Here is a 19693-nt window from a genome sequence, read left to right on the forward strand (position 1 = left end):
TATGTATCGCGGCACCGGCAGACGCAAGTCCGCCGTCGCGCGCGTCATCCTGAGACCCGGCAAGGGCGTCATCACCGTCAATGGCCGGACGATCGCGGATTACATCCCGTCGCCGCTCGCGCGTCTCGACATCTCCCAGCCGCTGGTCCTCACCGCGAACGAGAACACCTTCGACATCACGGTCAACGTGTTCGGCGGCGGCATCATCGGCCAGTCCGGTGCGATCCGCCACGGCATCACCCGCGCGCTCTTGGAAGTCAACCCCGAGTATCGCAAGATCCTCAAGCCGGCGGGCATGATCACCCGCGACCCGCGCGTCAAGGAACGCAAGAAGTACGGCCTCAAGAAGGCCCGCCGCGCCGCGCAGTTCAGCAAGCGTTAGGACGAACGAACCGAAAAAACACAGGACCCCACACCCTGTGTTTTTTTATTTCCTTCAGAGCGCTCGTGCACGAGCGCGCGTATAAATCCGGAATTCGGTTGCCTTCGCAACGGGTTTGTAATACAATAATGATGTTGCTCTGCGAGGTGGTCGAATGCTTTTCGGAAGACATGTGAACAGACTCTATCTCAAATACGCCCTGCTGTATATGGTCGGCATCGCCGCCCTGATCGCGGTCGACTTCTATCAGCTCGAGATTCCCGAGATCATCGGCGGAATCATCCGGGGACTGGAGAACGCGACGCTGACGGAGTCGGTCCTCTGGGGATACGTCGTCGACATCGCGCTGATCGCCGTCGTCCTCGTGGTCGGCCGCTTCCTGTGGCGCATCTGCATCATGGGCACCTCCTGGCGGACCGGGTACGACCTGCGCAACGCCATGTTCGAGCACGCCGAGAAACTCAGCCAGACGTTCTACCAGCACAACAAGTCCGGCGCCCTGATGGCGCTCTTCACGAGCGACCTCGACGCCGTCCGGATGGCGTTCGGCCCGGGGATCCTGATGTTCTTCGACGTCCTCTTCCTCGGCACGTTCGCGCTCTACAAGATGGCCGTCCTCCAGCCCGTCCTCACCCTCATCACCGTCATCCCGCTCGCCATGGTGTCGGTCATGGCGGCGTTCGTGAGCCGCATCACCGGCGCCAAGTTCAAGGCCCGACAGAAGGCGCTCGAGGACATGTTCGACTTCACCCAGGAGAACTTCTACGGGATCGCCGTGATCAAGGCGTTCGTGAACGAACTGCGCGAGATCCGGCGGTTTGCCAGAATCAATCAGGACAACCACGACAAGAACATGTCGTTCGTCAAGGTCTCGACGCTCATGCATACCGGGATCCAGATGTTCATCACCCTGATCCGGATCATCATGCTCGCGGTCGGCGGCTACATCGCCTACCGCACCTTCGGTCTGCCCGACGGCGATCCGGCGAAGCTCGACGCCGCCATGCTGGCGACCTTCGCCGGCTACTTCGGCACCGTGATCTGGCCGATGATGGCGGTCGGCCGCCTCATCAACATGCGCTCCCAGGCGAACGCCAGCCTCCAGCGGATCAACGGCCTGCTCGACCAGAAGGTCGAGATCGTCGACGGCGAGAACGTCGTCTCCGACATCGACATCAAGGGCCGGATCGTCTTCAACAACCTCACCTTCAGGTACCCCGGCACGAAGGCCGAGGTGCTCAGGAACATCGACTTCGAAATCGCGGCGGGACAGACCGTCGGGATCATCGGCCGAACCGGATCCGGCAAGACGACGATCGTCGACGTCCTCCTCCGTCTCTACAACCTGAAGTCGAACGAGGTCGTCGTCGACGGCGTCGACCTGATGCGGATTCCGCTCAGGACGATCCGCGGCGCGATCGGCTACGTCCCCCAGGACAACTTCATCTTCTCCGACACGGTCCGAAACAACATCGCCTTCGGCGTCGACGGCGCGACCGACGAGGCGATCGTCGCGATGGCGACGGCGGCCGACGTCCACGAGAACATCGAGGACTTCCCCGACCGGTACGACACGATCGTCGGCGAGCGCGGCGTCACCCTCTCGGGCGGCCAGAAGCAGCGCGTCTCGATCGCCCGCGCGCTCATCAAGGATCCGCCGATCCTGATCATGGACGACTCCTTCAGCGCGGTCGACACCAAGACCGAGGAGGCCGTCCTCGGAAGACTCCGCGAACTCCGCGCCGGCAAGACCACGATCCTGATCGCGCACCGCATCTCGACGATCAAGGACGCCGACCGGATCGTCGTCATCGACGACGGCCGGGTCGCCGCGACCGGGACCCACGACGAGCTCCTTGCGACCTCGCCGCTCTACGCCGAGATGGTTCTCCGCCAGCAGCTCGAAGCGGCGATCGAAGGGGGGAACGGCAATGCCTAGACCTTCCGCCCTCGTCGACATCGACTCGATCCGCACCCGCAAGTATTCCGACTGGACGATCATCAAGCGGCTGCTCTCCTACATCGGTCCGCATCTCGTCCTCTTCATCCCGATCTCGCTCTTCCTGCTCCTCCTCGTCGGCCTCGACCTCGTCGGCCCGCTGCTCCTTGCGCGCGTGCTCGACATGCTCGGCCAGGACCCGATCGACCTCAGCGGAATCCTCTGGATCTCGCTCGGCTACGTCGGCATCATGGCCGTCAACGGCTTTCTCTCCTACCAGCAGACGATGCTTCTGCAGGGGCTCGGACAGAAGGTCATCTACGCGATCAGGAAAGACGTCTTCGATCACATCGAGGCGCTCTCCATCTCCCAGTTCAACAAGGTCCCCGTCGGGAAGCTCGTGACCCGCGTCACCTCCGACACCTCGACCCTCAACACGATGTACACCGACGTCCTCGTGAACCTCTTCCGCAACTCGCTCACGATCGTCGGCGCGTTCATCACGATGTTCGTGATGCAGCCGCGGCTCTCGCTCTACATCTCCGCGGTCGTGCCGTTCGTGGCGATCGCCTCGGTTGTGTTCCGCAAGTTCACGCGCCGCGCCTACCGCAACGTCCGCACCCAGGTCTCGGTCATCAACGCCTTCCTCTCGGAACACCTTTCCGGGATGAAGCTGATCCAGATCTTCAACCGCGAGCCGAAAAAGCTCGACGAGTTCCGCGAGCGCAGCGCGAAGCTCCGGAAGTACCAGCTGAACCAGATGACGACGTTCGCGATCTACCGTCCGTTCATGTACTTCCTCTACGTCGTCGCGCTCATCATCGCGCTTTGGTTCGGCGGCAAGCTCGCGATCCAGGGGGTCATCTCCTTCGGCATCCTCTACGCCTTCACCGACTACATCCACAAGTTCTTCGATCCGATCCAGGAGCTCGCCGAACAGTTCGACACGATGCAGGCCGCCTTCACCTCGGGCGAGCGCATCTTCGAGATCCTCGACACGAAGCCCGAGGTCGTCGACGCCGCCGACGCGCAGCCGATCGTCTTCCGGGGGAAGATCGAGTTCGAGCACGTCTGGTTCGCCTACATCGGCGAGGACTGGATCCTCAAGGACGTGAGCTTCGTCGTCGAGCCTCGCGAGACGGTCGCCTTCGTCGGCGCCACCGGCTCCGGCAAGACGACGATCCTCTCGCTCATCGTCCGCAACTACGACATCCAGAAGGGACGGATCCTGATCGACGGCGTCGACATCCGCGGAATCGAGATCGGTTCGCTCCGCAAGCAGGTCGGGCAGATGCTCCAGGACGTGTTCTTGTTCTCCGGCACGGTCGAGTCGAACATCCGGCTCGGCGACGAGGAGATCACCGACGCCGACATCGTCGAGGCGGCGAGGTACGTGAACGCCGACCGCTTCATCGACCGGTTGCCGGCGAAGTACGCCGAGCCCGTGCGCGAACGCGGGAACAACTTCTCCTCCGGCCAGCGCCAGCTCCTCTCCTTCGCCCGCACGATCGTCCACCGGCCGTCGGTGATGATCCTCGACGAGGCGACCGCGAACATCGACACCGAGACCGAGGAACTGATCCAGGAATCGCTCGCGAAGATGATGAACATCGGCACGATGATCATCGTCGCCCACCGTCTCTCCACGATTCAGCACGTCGACAAGATCATCGTGATGCAGAAGGGGAAGATCATCGAGATGGGCAACCATCAGGAACTCCTCCGGAACAAGGGTCACTACTACATGCTCTATCGTCTCCAGTACGACCGAAAACTGGAAAACATCTGAAATACGGACGCTTTCGCTTTCACTTTCCCCGCTTTTGGTTATAATGGGGATAGAGGTGATGATCGATGTGTTTTGCGAAATGGTTCAAGAAGAAGAACAAACCGGTCGCCGCGGTCGCTCCGGAACCCGTCAAGACGCATGCGCCGATCCCGGCCGCGATGCCCGAACCGGCTCCCGTGAAACCGGTCGAGCTGAAACCGGAACCGAAGCCCGAGCCTAAGCCCGAGCCCAAACCAGAGCCGAAATCCGAGCCCAAACCGGAACCGAAACCGGAACCGAAACCGGAACCCAAGCCAGAAACCAAGCCCGAGCCGAAACCCGAACCGAGACCCGAACTGAAACCCGAGCCGAAGCCCGAGCCGAAGCCCGAGCCGAAACCCGAAGTTCCCAAGGCGACGAATGCCGGGCGCTATTCCGGCAAATACGAAGTCTTTCCGGAAGCCGGCTTGTTCAAGTATCGCCTGAAGGCGTCCAACGGCGAGATCCTCGTCGTGAGCCAGGGCTACTCGACCAGAAACGGCGCCATCGCCGGCATCGACACGTTCAAGAAGAACGTCGAGGGAGGCCTCTTCGAGGTCTACACCGACAAGAGCGGATTCAGTCAGTTCCTGCTCTTCTCCGCGAACAAGTCGCGTCTGCTTTCGACCGGCGAGTTCTACGAGACCGAGGCGCGCGCCGCATCGGCGATCGAATCGGTCAAGAAGTTCGCCGCCAACGACAAGATCATGCAGCTCGACGAACTGCCCGCCGCGGAAGTCCGCGAGGAACTCGTCAAGCTGAATCCGATCGAGCCCAACGACAACGGCAAGGTCGAGGTCGCGTCCGACGGGAAGGAATGGACCTTCACGCTCAAGGCCTCCAACGGCGAGGTCCTGTTCATCTCGAACGGCTATGCCTCCAAATCGGGGGCCGTCGCCGGACTCGAATCCGTCAAGAAAGCCGTCGAAGCCGGCAACTTCCGCGTCTCGCAGGACAAGCAGAAGCGGTTCCAGTTCCGTCTCTACGCCGCCAACAGCCAGATGATCCTGACCGGTGAGACGTATCCCTCCGTCGAGAACTGCCTGTCCGCCGTCGACTCCGTCCGCCGCTTCCTGGCGAAGGCCAAGGTCGTCGACAGGATTCCCGAAAAGAAATAGCCTTCCGCATCGTGCCGGATCCCCGAGGGGGTCCGGTTTTTCGTTGCGCCGTCGCGAAAACAACACGTCAACCGCACACGGATGTGGTATCATATGGGTATCGGCCGACCGGAAGGAGGGACAGGATGAAACGCATCTTCCTCGTCGTGCTCCTCTTCATCGTCGTCCTCTTCGTCTACACGGCGGCGGCGGTGCAGTACATCACGATCAGTTCGCTCAACTCGCTTCTGCCCAGCTGGATCGCCGTGCTCGCGATCGAGATCCTGCTCGGGATCGTCTCCGTCCTGGTCACGATCCGGATCATCCTGAAGCAGACCTACGCCTACAAGAAGTCCCACTGGATCCTGATCATGCTCCTGAATCCGGTGATGGGCATCATCCTCTACGTCGTCTTCGCCCGCGATTATCGGACCGGACGGCTCACCCGTACGCGTCCGCTGATCGCCAGCCGCGCCTTCCTCGCCCTTGAGGAATCGACCGCTCCCGATTACGGCATTCAACCCTACGGAGACCTCTTCCGCTACATCCGCGCGAACACCGGACGCGCCGTCTACGACGGGGACACGGCCGTCGAGATCCTGAACAACGGCGACGTCTTCTTCCCCCGCCTGATCGAGGCTCTGAAGGCGGCGCGCGAATACATCCTGATGGAGTTCTACATCGTCAAGACCGACGGGATCGGCCGCACCGTCCTCGACGTGCTTGCGGAGCGGGCGCGCGCCGGCGTGAAGGTCCATCTCCTCTACGACCATTTCGGATCGAACAAGCACCTTGATCGCCGGTACATGAAAACCCTTCGCGAGGCGGGCGTCGTCGTCGGCGTCTTCGATCCGCAGAAACTCTCGTTTTCGGACTCCAACGTCAACTTCCGCAACCACCGCAAGGCGACGATCATCGACGGCCGCATCGGCTTCGTCGGCGGACTCAACCTCGGCGACGAGTACAACCACGGTTCACCGCGCTTCGGCTTCTGGAGAGACACCCACGTGCTGATCCGCGGCAACGGCGTGACCTCGATCCAGAACGTCTTCGTGAAGGACTGGTACTACGTCACCGGCACCGTCCTCGAGAAGCCGCTCGACAAGTCCGTCGAGGAGTTCCCCGGCCTCTTCGCGATCATCGAGTCCGGACCGGACTTCGAGAACGGCCTCATCAAGGACGTCTACTTCAAGATGATCAACGCCGCGAAGCGGTCGATCAAGATCGCGACTCCGTACCTGATCCTCGAACCGGAGATGATGCTTTCGCTCAAGATCGCCGCCCAGAGCGGCGTCCGGATCGACATCCTCGTCCCCGGCAAGAGCGACTACGCGATGGTCGGCTTCGCGACTCGGTCGTACTACGAAACCCTGCTCTCCTACGGCATCCGCGTGCACGAGTACGCCGATACGTTCGTCCATTCGAAGATCCTGATCGTCGACGACGCGATCGCGTCGGTCGGTTCGGTCAACTTCGACCCACGCAGCTTCCATCTCAACTTCGAGGCGACCGCCGTGTTCGAAAACGCGGCCGTCGCCGACCTGGTCGCCGCCTTCGCGGCCGACCTCGAACGCGCACCGTCGATCGAACTGACCGAATGGCAGCGTCGCGGCATCGTCAAGCGTCTCGTCCAGGGGCTGTTCAACCTGTTCAGCCCACTCTTCTGATCGGAGGATCGAACCATGCAAAATCTGACGTTCACTGCCATTTTCGGACTCTTGTTGATCGGCATCGCCGTCACGACGGTCATCGGCATCGTCGTCACCCTCGTCAAGCGCGGCAAGAACAAGAAAGAAGAGGAGTAGAAGCGATGGGATTCGTCGAAATCGCCCTCGTCGTCCTCCTCGTCCTCGCCGTCTTCTCGTGCGCCGCGGTCGTCTACCTGCTGGTGCGTCCGAAGGCCGCCGATCCGCACCGGGAGGAGCTCAACGCGCTCGCCCGCGACACCCGCCAGGGCATCGCCGACCTGAAGTCGGCCGTTTCGCAGTCGATCTTCACCGCGATCATCGACTTCAACGACAAGGTCAACCTGAAGCTCTCCGACAACGCCGAGAAGTCCGGCGCCAACATCGCCGACTTCCGGATGAGCGTCAACCGCGAGCTGACGGAATTCCGCGACAGCGTCGGCGCCCGCCTGAACGCCGAATTCAAGACGATGGCGGAAGCCGTCGAGAAGCAGATGGGCGCGATCAACGTGAAGGTCGAGGAACGCCTCAAGCAGGGTTTCGTCGACACGAACCAGACGTTCGCGCAGATCTCCGCGCGGATCCAGGTGATCGACGCCGCCCAGAAGAACATCGAGGACCTCTCCAAGCAGATGATCAGCCTCGAGGGCATCCTCACCAACAACCAGTCGCGCGGGATGTTCGGCGAGTACCAGCTCGAGAAGGTGCTCTTCAGCGTCTTCGGCGTCCAGCACAACCTCTATGAACTCCAATACACGATCCGCGAGGAAAAGGGCAAGGCGGAACGCGTCCGCGCCGACGCCGTCGTCCATCTCCCCGGCCCCGCCGGGCTGATCGCGATCGATTCGAAGTTCCCCTTCGCGAACTACGCCCGCCTGTTCGGCAAGGACCCGCTCGCGGTCGAAGAGCGCGAGAAGATCGTCCAGGCGTTCGGCGCCGACGTCAAGAAGCACATCACCGCGATCGCCGCGAAGTACATCATCCCCGGGAAGACGCTCGACCACGCGCTCATGTTCGTGCCCACCGACGGGATCCTCACCCTGATCCATTCGGAACTGCAGAACGTGATCGACTACGCCAACCAGAAGAACGTCACGATCGTCTCGCCGACGATCCTCGTACCCCTGCTCTCCTCGTACTTCGCGGTAATGATCGACTACCAGCGGACGCTCTACGCCTCGCAGATCAAGAAGGAGCTCGATTCCCTCACCAAGGAGTTCGGAAAATTCGCCGAGGAATGGGAGAAACTCTCGATCAACATCGAGAAGATCGGCCGCCAGTCGAGCGATGTCAACCTCCGCGTCGGCAAGATCACGACGAAATTCGGCCAGATCGACCGGATCCGCTTCCCCGAGGAGACGCCGGCGATCGAGGCCGAAGTGGAAGACCGTTCCGAAGGAACGGAATGAAATCGCGTGAAAATTCTGCGATTCCGGGCACATAACGCTTGCAATCGAAGCATCCCCGATGTATAATGTTATCAGCATCAAAAATAAAATTAAAGGAGAAACACAGTTACAAATGAACGGCACGGTCAAGTGGTTTAACGCAGAAAAGGGTTATGGATTCATCACCGGCGAAGACGGAAAAGACATTTTCGCTCACTACTCGGCAATCCAAGGCGAAGGCTACAAGGCTCTCGAGAACGGCCAGAAGGTTTCCTTCGAAGTCGTGAACGGCGCCCGCGGTCCCCAAGCTGCCAATATCGTCAAACTGTAATAAGCAAAACGATATTCAACCTAAAAAGGCATCCTCGCGGATGCCTTTTTTCGTGTTTGACGGCATTATCGGAGGTCGTCGACGGTCTTGACCTGGTTCTTGCCCGAGCGCTTCGCCAGATAGAGGGCCTTGTCGGCGTCGCGGTAGCCTTTGTCGAAGGTCGCGTCGATGCGGGAGACGCCGATCGAGACGGAGGTGTGGATCACGACGCCCTCGAAGGGATAGCCGGTCGTGGCAATCACGTCGCGGACCCGTTCGGCGAGCACGCGGATCTCGGCCATCGAGCGGATCGGACAGGCGACCATGAATTCGTCGCCGCCCCAACGCGAAATCAGCGCCGGTTTCGGCACCTCGCGGAGGAGGGTTCCGGCCACCATCCGGATCAGATGGTCGCCGGCGGGATGGCCGAACCCGTCGTTCACGAGCTTGAACTCGTCGAGGTCGAGGATGAAGATCGGGATCGGCTGCGCGTCTTCCGCCTGCGCAAGGTAGGCTTCGCGGATCGCGTCCTCCATCGCCCCGCGGTTCAGCAGTCCCGAGAGGCGATCCGTGTTCGCGAGTTTGGCGAGCGCGCTCGTCTGCGACTGGATCAGGTCGGTGCGGCGCGTCTTGGCCATGAAGTTCAGCCACCCGACGATCGAGAAGAAGAAGCCGAGGGTCACCGTCGCGAGCAGGTTCATGCGGTTCGACGCCAGCTGGAGCGGATCGGTCTGGGTATACCCCATCGCGACGGTGGCGATGACGAAGTTGACGGCGAAGATCGTGGCCGCCGCCGTCGGCCGGATGAAGAACGCGAAGCCGGCGAGCACGCAGGCGTAGATGAAGACGGTGATGTTGGGACTGACGTACTGGCCGACGGCCGTGTTCGCCGCGTTGAGGGCAATGAGCAGGCCGACGCCGAGATACTGGAGGACGACCATCGCGCGCTTCCTGCCGGCGCGGCGACACAGCGCCAGGATCCCGAGAAGGGCGAACTGGGAGACGATCATGACGCCGTCGATGATCAGGATCCAGGTGCGCCAGAGCGCCGTCCCGGGATCGTTTCCCGGGTCGACGGAGGCGACCCAGACCATCGTGCCGGCGATGAGCGGGAACGCCAGGAACACCATCAGGCGGAAGCGGACGAAATTGGTTTCCGTCGCGAGCGCGACGAATTCCGTGCCGTGCCGGCGCAAGTCGCGATAGGCGTCGCCGACGTTTCGCGCGATCTTCGCGAGCCGTTCCTTCATTTTCATGGCGGGTTCCTCCGTTTCCGTCCGCCCTGCGAGGCGGATTCCATCTCCATTCTACCACATTCGTATCGTGTCGAGGGCCGCTTGTGCGGTTTTCGGTCCTTCGCGCCCCCGCCTTCGCCCTTTTCGTTGTCTATCGGGGCCGATTGTTGTATAATAATCTTACGCAATGAAGAATGGAAGTGGCCCTCATGAAAGTCTTCAACTCCTATACCGGCGCCCTCGAAACGTTCGTCCCGCACCACGAGGGAACCGTCTCGATGTACGTCTGCGGGCCGACCGTCTACAACTACATCCACATCGGAAACGCCCGTCCGGTCGTCTTCTTTGACGTCGTTCGGCGATATTTTCAGGCCAAGGGGAATGTGGTCCGGTTCGTCTCGAACTTCACCGACGTCGACGACAAGATCATCGCCAGGGCGAAGGAGGAGGGCAAGGACGAGGCGGCCGTGAGCCAGTTCTACATCGACGCCTTCCTGCGCGACGTGAAGGCCCTCGGCTCGAACGTCGACTACATCCAGCCGCGCGTCACCCGCTACATGGACAAGATCGTCGCCTACATCAAGGAACTCGTCGATGCCGGCTACGCCTACCTCGTGGACGGCGACGTCTACTTCCGCGTCTCCCGCTTCGACGAGTACGGACGCCTCTCCAACCGCAAGCTCGACGACCTCATCGCCGGCGCCCGCGTCGAGGTGAACGAGAAGAAGGAATCGCCGCTCGACTTCACCCTCTGGAAAAGGACCGACGAAGGAATCCGCTGGGATTCGCCGTTCTCGGTCGGTCGTCCCGGCTGGCACACCGAGTGCGTCGCGATGATCGACGACATCTTCGGCGAGGAGATCGACATCCATGGCGGCGGGATGGACCTGATGTTTCCGCACCACGAGAACGAGATCGCCCAGGCCTGCGCCCACGACCATCACCGCGTCGCCCGCTACTGGATGCACAACGGCCGCCTCGACATCGGCGGCGAGAAGATGTCCAAGAGCCTCGGCAACGACATCAAGGTGAGGGACCTCCAGGGCGACCTCCTCGGCTACCGCATGTTCCTCCTCGCGACCCACTATCGCGCGCCGCTCAGCTTCTCGCTCGAGAACCTCGAGAACTACCAGAAGGACTGGGCACGGGCCAGAAAGAGCGTCCAGACGCTGTTCCATGCGCTCGACCGCGCCGACGCCCTGAATCCGGGCGCGAAGGTCGAGGATCCGGAGATCGCCGGCACCGTCGCCCGGTTCGACGAGGCGATGGAAAGCGACTTCAACACCCCGAACGCCCTGACCGCATTCAATGCCCTCCTCAAGATCCTGAACAACCTCCTGCGCCGTCCCGCCGATCCCCGCCTCATGAACGAGGCGCTCGAGGCGGCCAAGTACATGCTCGGCATCCTCGGCCTCGATCCGGACCTCCGGATCCTTTCCGCCGAGGAACGCGCGCTCTTCACGGCCTGGGAGGACGCCCGGAGGGCGAAGGACTTTGCTTCGGCAGACGGCTACCGCGCCGAACTGGTCCGGCGCGACCTCGTCTGACGTGGTCCCCTACAACGGCGCGACGCTCGCCTACGTCGGCGACGCCGTCTACGAACTCCGGGTCCGCGAGCATCTGCTCGCCCGCGGCCTGACGAAGACCGACGACCTTCACCGCGCGGCGATCCGCTTCACCTCCGCGCAGGGCGAAGCCGCCGCCGCGGACCGGCTCCTTTCCGACATCCTCACGGAGGAGGAGACGGACGTCTACAAGCGCGGACGCAACGCGCCGGCTTCGCATACGCCGAAGAACGCCGACCCGGCCACCTACCATCGCGCCAGCGGTCTTGAGGCCCTGTTCGGATTCCTCTACCTCGAAGGCCGCCGCGAACGCCTCGACGAACTGCTTTCCGCCGCGATCGCGGCGGTTGAGGAACTCCTCTGAACGGGAGGAGTTTTTCACGCCCGGAACGGGCCGCTTCTTTCCAGCGGCCGAACCGCCGCCGCGTGATACAATGAAAGGGGGGGCGACGACATGCCCGTCACGATCTATGGAAAAAATCCCTGCAGGGAGATCCTCGCCGCCGGCCGGCCGGTGCGCTCCGCACGGATCCAGCGGGGCACGAACGACGACATCGCCGTGACGCTGCGGAGCGCCGGCGTACCGATCGAGGTCCTCGACAAGGCGGCATTCGACCGCGCCTGTCCCGGCAACCACCAGGGGGTCGCGCTCACGGTCGACGACTATCGGACGCTTTCGCTCGACGAGGCCTTCGAAAAGCACAAGAACGTCGGCAAGCCGTTCTACCTGATGCTCGACGGCATCGAGGACCCGCACAACCTCGGCGCCATCGTCCGCACCGCCGAAGCGGGCGGCGTGACCGGCGTCATCCTTCCCAAGGACAGGAGCGCCGGACTCTCCGGAACCGTCGCCAAGGTCGCGTCGGGAGCGCTCGAGTACGTCGACATGATCGAGGTCGTCAACCTCGCGACGACCATCGAGAAGCTCAAGAAGCGCGGCTTCTGGATCGTCGGCACGACGATGGACGCCGAGAAGAAGCATACCGACATCGACGTCTCGACGCCGCTCTGCGTCGTCATCGGAAGCGAAGGGAAGGGGCTCGGCCGGCTGATACGAGAGAGCGTCGACTACCTGGTGCGGATCCCGATGGTCGGGAAGGCCAACAGCCTGAACGCCTCGGTCGCCGCCGGCATCATCGTCTTCGAGATTCTGCGGAAGAGGGGATGACCCGTTGGATTTTCGCAATTACAACGACTACGAGATCATCGATCTGATCAGGCAGGGCAGCGAAGAGGCCTGGAACCTGATGTTCGAGAAGTACCGTTGGCTGATTGCGAAAAAGATCGCGAAGTTCAACCTCGCGGCCGAATACGACGACCGGTTCCAGGAAGCGCTCATGGTCATGCACCGGTCGATCGTGCATTTCGACGACCGCATGAACAAGTCGTTCACCCGCTACTTCGAATCCAACCTGGAGCATCACCTGATCTCGGTGATCCGCACGAGGCAGCGCCAGAACCGCTTCATGACCGAACGCCTCCCGCTCCTGATCGCCGACGAGGTCCGCGAGACCGAGGCGACGTACTACACGAAGGACGAGATCGAGGACGGCATCGGCACGCTCTCGCCGCTCGAGAGACGGATCTTCGAGGAACGGATGATCCGGAACCGTCCCGTCGCCGAAATCGCGGCCGCGATGGCGGTTCCGCCGAAAAAGGTGTACAACGCCGTGGAACGCATCCGCAAAAAAATTAAAATGCGTTTGGAACCATGATTTCCTTGACAAAATAATGTTATTTTGATACATTTAATAAAGCAAGCGAGTTGGTGAAATGATGAAAGACAAAGTCGTTCTGATCTGTCAGGAATGCCTGTCCCGCAACTACGAGATCAAAAGGCCGGCGGACATGAAAACCCGCTTCGAAATCATGAAATACTGCGACAAGTGCAAGAAACATACGCTCCACAAGGAAAGCAAATAGGAGGACCGCCATGGCCGACACGATCGTCAAGGAAGAGAAGAAAGTCAAGAAAGTCAAAGCCGCCGTCCAGCCCCAGCTGGCCAAGAACCCGGATGAGAAGCATTCCCGCATCATGGAAATCCTGAAGAAGGAATATGCGTTCGAGAACTGGCTGCTCGCCATCCTGAGCCCGGTCCTGATCCTCTACGGCGTCTACATCATCCTCGGCAAGTTCGGTTCCACCGACCTCACCGTCGCCCTCGGCAGCTCGGGCTACGCGTTCATCGACTTCTTCTTCGAGACCGACCTGAAGCGGATCCTCACCGGCGTCTTCCTGATCCTCGTCGGCGCGCTCGTCATCGTCTTCCTCGCGATCCCGGTGATCCGTCCGTCGGTGTCGGAGATGAAGAAGGTCTCCTGGCCGACCGGCAAGGAACTCGGCGTCGACACGATCCGCGTGTTCGGCTTCCTCGTGTTCCTGATCATCGTCTTCACGCTCTACGGTTTCGCCCTCGATCCGCTGTTCAAGTGGCTCTATACCCTCTAGGCGAAGGGCCCTGCGATGGAAAACAAACGTTTGTGGTACATCGTCCAGACCTATTCCGGGTTTGAGAACTCCGTCAAGGAGAACCTCAAGCGCCGGATCGAGACGATGCAGATGGAGAACAAGATCTTCGAGGTGATGATCCCCGAAGAACTGAAGGCCGAGAAGAAGGCCGACGGATCCGTCAAGGAAAAGATGGTCAAGATGTTCCCGGGCTACGTGTTCATCGAGATGATCGTCACCGACGACTCGTGGTTCGTGGTCCGCAACACCCCCGGCGTCACCGGCTTCCTCGGTTCCTCCGGCGGCGGCACCAAGCCGATTCCGCTGCTTCCCGAGGAGATCAATCCGATCCTGAAGAAGTGCGGCCTCCTGCAGGCGCAGAAGCTGAACGCCAAGATCGGCCAGAACGTCAAGGTCGCGACCGGCGCCTTCACCGGCCAGATCGGCACGATCGAAAACATCAACGACGAGAAGGGAACCGTCAAGGTCCTGCTCGAGATGTTCGGCCGCAAGACCCCGATCGAACTCGATTTCGCCGACATCGAGGTTCTGTAATCCTGTAAAAAAAGTCAGAGAAATCTGGCTTTTTCTTTTTCAAGGTCGATAACCCCTCGCCGCTCGTGTTATAATACCTTTTGACGTCTTTTTTCCGAGGTGTCCCATGCTCAAGCTCGTCAACGTATCGAAATACTACAGTTCCAACAACGTGATCGCGCTCGGTCTCCGGAAGGTGAACCTCGAATTCCGGCAGAACGAATTCGTCGCCATCGTCGGCGAATCCGGTTCCGGCAAGACCACGCTTCTGAACGTCCTCTGCGGAATCGACACCTATGAAGAGGGCGAGATGTACCTGAACGGCGAGGAGACCTCCTATTTCAGCGTCGCCGACATGGAGAACTTCCGCAAGAAGTACGTCGCCTTCGTCTTCCAGAACTACAACCTGATCGACTCCTACACCGTTCTCCAGAACGTCGAGGCGCCCCTGATCCTGGCCGGCGTCCCGAAGACGGAGATCCGCCCGCGGGCGATGGACATCATCCGCCGCGTCGGCCTCGAGAAGCACATCCACCACAAGTCGACGAAACTCTCCGGCGGTCAGAAGCAGCGCGTCGTGATCGCCCGCGCGCTCGCCAAGAACGCGCCGATCATCGCCGCCGACGAACCGACCGGCAACCTCGACTCCGTCTCCGCGAAGCAGATCATCGAACTGCTCCACGAGATCGCCAAAGACAAGCTCGTGATCGTCGTCACCCACGACTACGACCAGGTGAAGGACTACGCCACCCGCAAGATCCGCATCTTCGACGGCGAGATCGTCGAGGACGTCGAGGTCCGGCCGACGGCGAAGAGGGATCTTCCCAAGATCGCCGACGCGGAGACGCGCCTGTCGCCGACGAACCACCTCGGGATCGCCCTCCGGAACCTTCTGGCGGTGCCGCGCAAGTCGATCCTGATGATCCTCGTGTTCGCCGTCTTCTCGTTCTTCGTCGCGCTCGCCTACGGCGCCTTCAACGCCTCCATGCGCGACTACGAGGACTGGGGGAACTACTATTTCACCAACACCTCGATCACCCGCGTCGTCGTCCGCAAGGCGGACCGGACCGCCTTCACACCGGAGGACCTGGCTTCGCTCCTCGAGGTCGCGAACGTGAAGCTCTATGTCGAGAACGACTTCATCCTCGACTACGCCCTCGGCTACCAGGCGCTGGTCGCGAACGAGTGGGGCTACTACGACTACCTGAATCCCTACCCGCTCCCGCTCGGCCTTGTGACGGCGGAGACGCTTTACGCCGGGCGGATGCCCGAAGCCGCGGACGAGGTCGTGCTCGCGACCAACGAGCTCTACCTCGACGATTACGTCGACACCTACCTCGGCAAGGACCTGGCCGTGGCGACGGGCCGCGAATGGGGAACGGCCTCCGACGATCGCGTCACCGTCGTCGGTCTCGTCTCCTCGGAAGCGCTCGACGTCTCGGCGGGGTACTATTCCGACTTCATTCTGCTCGACGACGTCTCCCTGGCGGACGTCACGGCCTACGTCTACCTCGCCGGCGGGTTCGCCGCGTCGACGTTTACGGGTACCGACAACCTCGGCGATCCGTTCACGCTTTCCGGCATCTTCAACCAGTATACCCTCGAACTTGACGAGACGGTTCCCCTCGACACCGTCTACGCCCCCTACTACGCGTCGTCCTGCGACCCCGACGAAGACGTCTGCGAGGCGGACGGAACCCTGACGATCGCCGACTTCTACCGGACCGAGACGTTCTCCGACATTCACTTCGAATACGTGCCCGCGCAGATCGACGGGAAGTACACGATGCGGATCCATCCCGCGACGGCGGAGGCGCTCCTTGGCGACGGCGTCTTCCAGGTCAGCGCCTTCACCGAGAGCGACGTCGGCGTCGACTGGACGATCCGGTCGATCGGGGCGATCCGCGATGGCGTGCTCGAGCCGAAATTCGCCGTCTTCTACCCGTACGATTCGCAGAGCGGGGAGGAATACGCGCGCTTCTTCGTGCTCCTCAACATCCTCTCCGCGGGCTTCTTCCTGTTCTTCACGCTCGCCGGAGCCACCCTCATCACCTATGTGATCTTCCGCGCGATCATCAACACCAAGATGCACGACTACGCGATCTACCGCACGATCGGCGCGAGCCGGAGGATGATCACCGCGTTCATCTATCTGGAGAACGTCTTCACCGCGGTCGTCGCCTACGCGATCGTGGCGGGGACGCTGATCGCCCTCAACACGCAGGAGACCTTCCTGACGGAGGTCATCAAGTACTACAACGTCGGCACGTACCTGATCCTGTTCGGGATCCTGATCGGGATGGCGCTTCTGATCTCGGGTAAATACTGTCGTCGCGTCTTCGGGGAGTCCGTCCAGCGGACCCTGAAGGCCGAGTGAGGAGGTGCCGGCGATGATCTCCCTGTCCCATGTCCAGAAATTCTACAACAAAGGCAAGCAGAACTTCATCCACGTCGTGAACGACACTTCCCTGACGTTCCCCGAGGTCGGCCTCGTCGCCATCACCGGTCCGTCCGGATGCGGCAAGACGACGCTCCTCAACATCATCGGCGGACTCGATTCCTTCGACTCCGGGAAGATCGTCTTCGACGGCGAGACGATCGAGCGCTACGATCCGAAGCGGATCGACGCGCTACGCAACAAGTACGTCGGCTACATCTTCCAGAACTACAACCTGATCGTCGACAAGACCGTCTACGAGAACGTCGAGGCGGCCCTCAACATCGCCGGCCTCTTCGACAAGAAGGCGGTCGAGGAGCGCATCAACTACGTGCTCCGCAGCGTCGGCATGTACAACTTCCGCAAGCGCAACGTCCAGGCGCTCTCCGGCGGCCAGCAGCAGCGCGTCGCGATCGCCCGCGCGATCGCCAAGAACCCGAAGGTGGTGCTCGCCGACGAGCCGACCGGCAACCTCGACGCCAACAACACCTTCGAGATCATGGGCATCATCAAGAAGATCAGCCAGACCTGTCTCGTGATCCTCGTCTCGCACGAGCGCGAACTCGTCGACTTCTACGCCGACCGGGTCATCGAGATCGCCGACGGAAAGGTCGCGAAGGACGAGCTGAACGAAGGCAACCGCACCCTCGAACACGTCGACGACCGCAACGTCTACCTCCTCGACCTCGAGAAGGAGACGGGCGTTTCGCCGGTTCCGGTGACCTTCTACCACAAGGGCGACGTCCCCGCCGGAATCGACCTCAAGGTCATCCATTTCAACAACACCCTCTATGTCAAGGCGGATGCCTCGGTCAAGGTGAAATACCTCGCCGACGACTCCGAGATCCGCCTCCTCGAGGAACATTACAAGAAACCGGAGACCGAGGACATCGCCAAGTCGTCGTTCGACCTCGCCCAGTTCGGCGCGGTCGAGCGCGAGGCCGGACGCGGATCGTTCATCCGCTTCCGAGACAGCCTCCTGTCGGGATTCCGCAAGATCCTCGGCCAGCGCAAGTTCTTCCGCCGCATCTTCCTGATCGCCTATTTTCTCATCTCCGCGCTCACCGTCTACAACCTCGCTTCCTTCGGAAACCTCACGAAGGTCGACCCGTCCGAGTTCATGACGACGGGGAAGGACCTCGTCGACGTCACGATCAAGCAGGGAATGTCGTACGCCGACGTCCTTGCGATCGTCGCCGACACGTCCGCCGTCGGCGTCTCGCCGTACGTCTCGCTGTTGCCCGTCGGCGTCACCGCCGAGGACTACTACCAGGGCAGCGGCAATCAGGCGATGGCCGCCTACACGCAGGGGTTCCCGGTTCCGGTCTCGCGTCTGGGCACCTACGAGATGGAAGCCGGCGCGATGCCCGCGAACAACCGCGAGATCGCCGTCGACGTCTGGATCGCCGATGCGATCCTGAAGCAGAAGGCGGTCCTCGACCTCGGCGTCGACACCTACGAGGAACTCCTCGGGGCGACCGTCTCCTACGGCTACTACACGAGCGGAATCCCGCTCACGATCGTCGGCGTCGTCGCTTCCGACGCTCCCGTCCTGGTCCTAACGGACGCGAACATCCTCGCGTTCTCGGAGACCCTTTCCGCCTACAACGCCGTGCCGTACGGCACTGCGACCGGGCATTACGACATCGTCGCGGGCGCGGACATCGCCGCGTCCGACGAGATCGTCGCGGCCGCGGATACCGGGATGACGATCGGCGAAGACCTGATGATCGCCGGCTCGTCGGTCACGATCGTCGGCCTATATGAAAGCGACGAGACCTACGGCTACGTCTTCAACGATTCGCTGTCGATGAAACTGACGATCCAGAACCGGCTTTCCTCCGGCGAGGGATCCAGCCTCCTCTTCTATGCCGACGACGTCGACCTCGCCGCCGGCGAGATCGCGGCGCTCGACTACGAGGCCGCCGACGCCTACGGCACCGCCCGCAGCCGCTATGTCGCTGAGACCCGCGCGGCCGTCGCCGGCCGCATCACGACGATCCTCGTGACCCTCGGCGGCATCGTCGTCTACATCTTCTTCATGACGCGGTCGTCGATGCTCGGACGGATCAAGGAGATCGGCATCTACCGCTCGATCGGCGCCACCAAGGGCGACATCTACAAGATCTTCGTCTCCGAGATCCTCGCCTTCACGGCGATCGGCTCGCTGCCCGGGTATCTGATCATGACCTACGTCGTGGGCGAGATCGAGAAGACCTTCGGGATGATCTCGTCGATCTTCTACTTCCCGCTTCACCTCTTCCTCCTCGGCATCGTCGGGATCTTCGCGATCAACGTCATCTTCGGCATGATCCCGATCTTCTCGCTCCTCCGCAAGACGCCTTCGGAGATCAACGCCAAGTACGACATTTGACGTCCTTCCGCGCCCGTTTCGACGGCAAAGATATTTCTTGACACGGGCGCGGGCGTCGTTGTATAATATTTGAGCGCGTGTCCAGAGCACGCGTTGACAATGGGAGGACTCTAAAGGAGCCCGCAGACCACACACGAATTTCAGGAGGTGTCATTTCGTGGCAAGAGAAGTCAAGACAGTCGTCAAGCTGCAGATCGCTGGCGGCAAAGCCACCCCCGCTCCGCCCATCGGACCCGCACTGGGCCAGGCGAGCGTGAACATCCAGCAGTTCTGCTTGCAGTTCAACGAACGGACCAAGAACATGGTCGGCAGCGTGATCCCGGTCGTGATCACCGTGTACGACGACAGATCGTTCACGTTCATCACCAAGACCCCGCCCGCCAGCGACCTGCTCAAGAAGGCGTGCAACATCCAGAAGGGCGCCGCGAACTCCAAGAAGGAGACGGTCGCGACGATCACCCGCGCCCAGCTCCGCGATCTCGGAGCGCAGA

At 61.5% G+C, this 19693-nt stretch carries 19 protein-coding genes; 18 read left to right on the forward strand and 1 reads right to left on the reverse strand.

Annotation, left to right across the window (positions count from 1 at the left end; genetic code table 11):
• The first annotated feature begins 1 nt into the window (after position 1).
• From rpsI to WC509_07550, 8 genes are all read left to right on the forward strand, one after another.
• Positions 2–382: a 30S ribosomal protein S9 gene (gene rpsI / locus WC509_07515; protein MFA5007301.1), complete on the forward strand. Its 381-nt coding sequence runs from the start codon at positions 2–4 to the stop codon at positions 380–382.
• A 172-nt stretch (positions 383–554) separates the two neighbouring features.
• Positions 555–2321, forward strand: a complete 1767-nt coding sequence (locus WC509_07520) for an ABC transporter ATP-binding protein (protein ID MFA5007302.1) — start codon at positions 555–557, stop codon at positions 2319–2321.
• On the forward strand, positions 2314–4110 hold the full coding sequence (locus WC509_07525) for an ABC transporter ATP-binding protein (protein MFA5007303.1): 1797 nt from the start codon (positions 2314–2316) through the stop codon (positions 4108–4110). Before WC509_07520 ends, WC509_07525 begins: the two co-directional genes overlap by 8 nt.
• A 65-nt stretch (positions 4111–4175) precedes the next feature.
• Positions 4176–5246 (forward strand): DUF1508 domain-containing protein, encoded by a 1071-nt coding sequence (locus WC509_07530; GenBank protein ID MFA5007304.1) that lies wholly within the window; start codon positions 4176–4178, stop codon positions 5244–5246.
• A 125-nt stretch (positions 5247–5371) separates the two neighbouring features.
• Positions 5372–6892: a cardiolipin synthase gene (cls, locus tag WC509_07535; GenBank protein MFA5007305.1), complete on the forward strand. Its 1521-nt coding sequence runs from the start codon at positions 5372–5374 to the stop codon at positions 6890–6892.
• A 15-nt stretch (positions 6893–6907) separates the two neighbouring features.
• Complete coding sequence (locus tag WC509_07540) at positions 6908–7030, forward strand: hypothetical protein (GenBank protein MFA5007306.1); 123 nt, start codon at positions 6908–6910, stop codon at positions 7028–7030.
• 5 nt (positions 7031–7035) lie between these two features.
• Positions 7036–8319, forward strand: coding sequence for a DNA recombination protein RmuC (locus tag WC509_07545; protein ID MFA5007307.1), 1284 nt, complete (start codon positions 7036–7038; stop codon positions 8317–8319).
• A 112-nt stretch (positions 8320–8431) separates the two neighbouring features.
• Complete coding sequence (locus WC509_07550; protein ID MFA5007308.1) at positions 8432–8629, forward strand: cold-shock protein; 198 nt, start codon at positions 8432–8434, stop codon at positions 8627–8629.
• Between the two features lie 65 nt (positions 8630–8694).
• Here the strand turns inward: WC509_07550 and WC509_07555 are convergent, their stop codons facing one another.
• Positions 8695–9864 (reverse strand): GGDEF domain-containing protein, encoded by a 1170-nt coding sequence (locus WC509_07555; GenBank protein MFA5007309.1) that lies wholly within the window; start codon positions 9862–9864, stop codon positions 8695–8697.
• Positions 9865–10052: 188 nt separating this feature from the next.
• On the opposite strand from WC509_07555, the gene cysS reads away from it, so the two are divergent.
• The 10 genes from cysS to rplK form a co-directional block, all read left to right on the forward strand.
• On the forward strand, positions 10053–11390 hold the full coding sequence (gene cysS / locus WC509_07560; protein MFA5007310.1) for a cysteine--tRNA ligase: 1338 nt from the start codon (positions 10053–10055) through the stop codon (positions 11388–11390).
• Positions 11338–11772: a ribonuclease III domain-containing protein gene (locus WC509_07565; GenBank protein ID MFA5007311.1), complete on the forward strand. Its 435-nt coding sequence runs from the start codon at positions 11338–11340 to the stop codon at positions 11770–11772. Before cysS ends, WC509_07565 begins: the two co-directional genes overlap by 53 nt.
• Before the next feature lie 90 nt (positions 11773–11862).
• Positions 11863–12576, forward strand: coding sequence for a 23S rRNA (guanosine(2251)-2'-O)-methyltransferase RlmB (rlmB, locus tag WC509_07570; protein ID MFA5007312.1), 714 nt, complete (start codon positions 11863–11865; stop codon positions 12574–12576).
• Between the two features lie 4 nt (positions 12577–12580).
• Complete coding sequence (locus WC509_07575) at positions 12581–13123, forward strand: sigma-70 family RNA polymerase sigma factor (GenBank protein MFA5007313.1); 543 nt, start codon at positions 12581–12583, stop codon at positions 13121–13123.
• 61 nt (positions 13124–13184) lie between these two features.
• Positions 13185–13331 carry a 50S ribosomal protein L33 gene (gene rpmG / locus WC509_07580; protein MFA5007314.1) on the forward strand — a complete coding sequence of 49 codons (147 nt, stop codon included), beginning with the start codon at positions 13185–13187 and terminating at the stop codon, positions 13329–13331.
• Between the two features lie 10 nt (positions 13332–13341).
• On the forward strand, positions 13342–13857 hold the full coding sequence (gene secE / locus WC509_07585; GenBank protein MFA5007315.1) for a preprotein translocase subunit SecE: 516 nt from the start codon (positions 13342–13344) through the stop codon (positions 13855–13857).
• Between the two features lie 15 nt (positions 13858–13872).
• Positions 13873–14412 carry a transcription termination/antitermination protein NusG gene (gene nusG / locus WC509_07590; protein ID MFA5007316.1) on the forward strand — a complete coding sequence of 180 codons (540 nt, stop codon included), beginning with the start codon at positions 13873–13875 and terminating at the stop codon, positions 14410–14412.
• A 106-nt stretch (positions 14413–14518) separates the two neighbouring features.
• On the forward strand, positions 14519–16768 hold the full coding sequence (locus WC509_07595) for an ABC transporter ATP-binding protein/permease (GenBank protein ID MFA5007317.1): 2250 nt from the start codon (positions 14519–14521) through the stop codon (positions 16766–16768).
• Between the two features lie 13 nt (positions 16769–16781).
• Positions 16782–19202: an ABC transporter ATP-binding protein/permease gene (locus tag WC509_07600; GenBank protein ID MFA5007318.1), complete on the forward strand. Its 2421-nt coding sequence runs from the start codon at positions 16782–16784 to the stop codon at positions 19200–19202.
• 157 nt (positions 19203–19359) lie between these two features.
• The coding region (rplK, locus tag WC509_07605) for a 50S ribosomal protein L11 (protein ID MFA5007319.1) at positions 19360–19693 on the forward strand (334 nt) is incomplete at its 3' end.

It is taken from the genome of Candidatus Izemoplasmatales bacterium, from assembly GCA_041649275.1.
In the GTDB taxonomy this organism is placed as follows: domain Bacteria; phylum Bacillota_I; class Bacilli_A; order Izemoplasmatales; family Hujiaoplasmataceae; genus UBA12489.

Coding starts and splice junctions, on each gene's coding strand:
- rpsI (MFA5007301.1), top strand. CDS start 2: ATGTATCGCGGCACCGGCAGACGCAAGTCCGCCGTCGCGCGCGTCATC.
- WC509_07525 (MFA5007303.1), top strand. CDS start 2,314: ATGCCTAGACCTTCCGCCCTCGTCGACATCGACTCGATCCGCACCCGC.
- WC509_07530 (MFA5007304.1), top strand. CDS start 4,176: ATGTGTTTTGCGAAATGGTTCAAGAAGAAGAACAAACCGGTCGCCGCG.
- cls (MFA5007305.1), top strand. CDS start 5,372: ATGAAACGCATCTTCCTCGTCGTGCTCCTCTTCATCGTCGTCCTCTTC.
- WC509_07540 (MFA5007306.1), top strand. CDS start 6,908: ATGCAAAATCTGACGTTCACTGCCATTTTCGGACTCTTGTTGATCGGC.
- WC509_07545 (MFA5007307.1), top strand. CDS start 7,036: ATGGGATTCGTCGAAATCGCCCTCGTCGTCCTCCTCGTCCTCGCCGTC.
- WC509_07550 (MFA5007308.1), top strand. CDS start 8,432: ATGAACGGCACGGTCAAGTGGTTTAACGCAGAAAAGGGTTATGGATTC.
- WC509_07555 (MFA5007309.1), bottom strand. CDS start 9,864: ATGAAAATGAAGGAACGGCTCGCGAAGATCGCGCGAAACGTCGGCGAC.
- cysS (MFA5007310.1), top strand. CDS start 10,053: ATGAAAGTCTTCAACTCCTATACCGGCGCCCTCGAAACGTTCGTCCCG.
- rlmB (MFA5007312.1), top strand. CDS start 11,863: ATGCCCGTCACGATCTATGGAAAAAATCCCTGCAGGGAGATCCTCGCC.
- rpmG (MFA5007314.1), top strand. CDS start 13,185: ATGAAAGACAAAGTCGTTCTGATCTGTCAGGAATGCCTGTCCCGCAAC.
- secE (MFA5007315.1), top strand. CDS start 13,342: ATGGCCGACACGATCGTCAAGGAAGAGAAGAAAGTCAAGAAAGTCAAA.
- nusG (MFA5007316.1), top strand. CDS start 13,873: ATGGAAAACAAACGTTTGTGGTACATCGTCCAGACCTATTCCGGGTTT.
- WC509_07595 (MFA5007317.1), top strand. CDS start 14,519: ATGCTCAAGCTCGTCAACGTATCGAAATACTACAGTTCCAACAACGTG.
- WC509_07600 (MFA5007318.1), top strand. CDS start 16,782: ATGATCTCCCTGTCCCATGTCCAGAAATTCTACAACAAAGGCAAGCAG.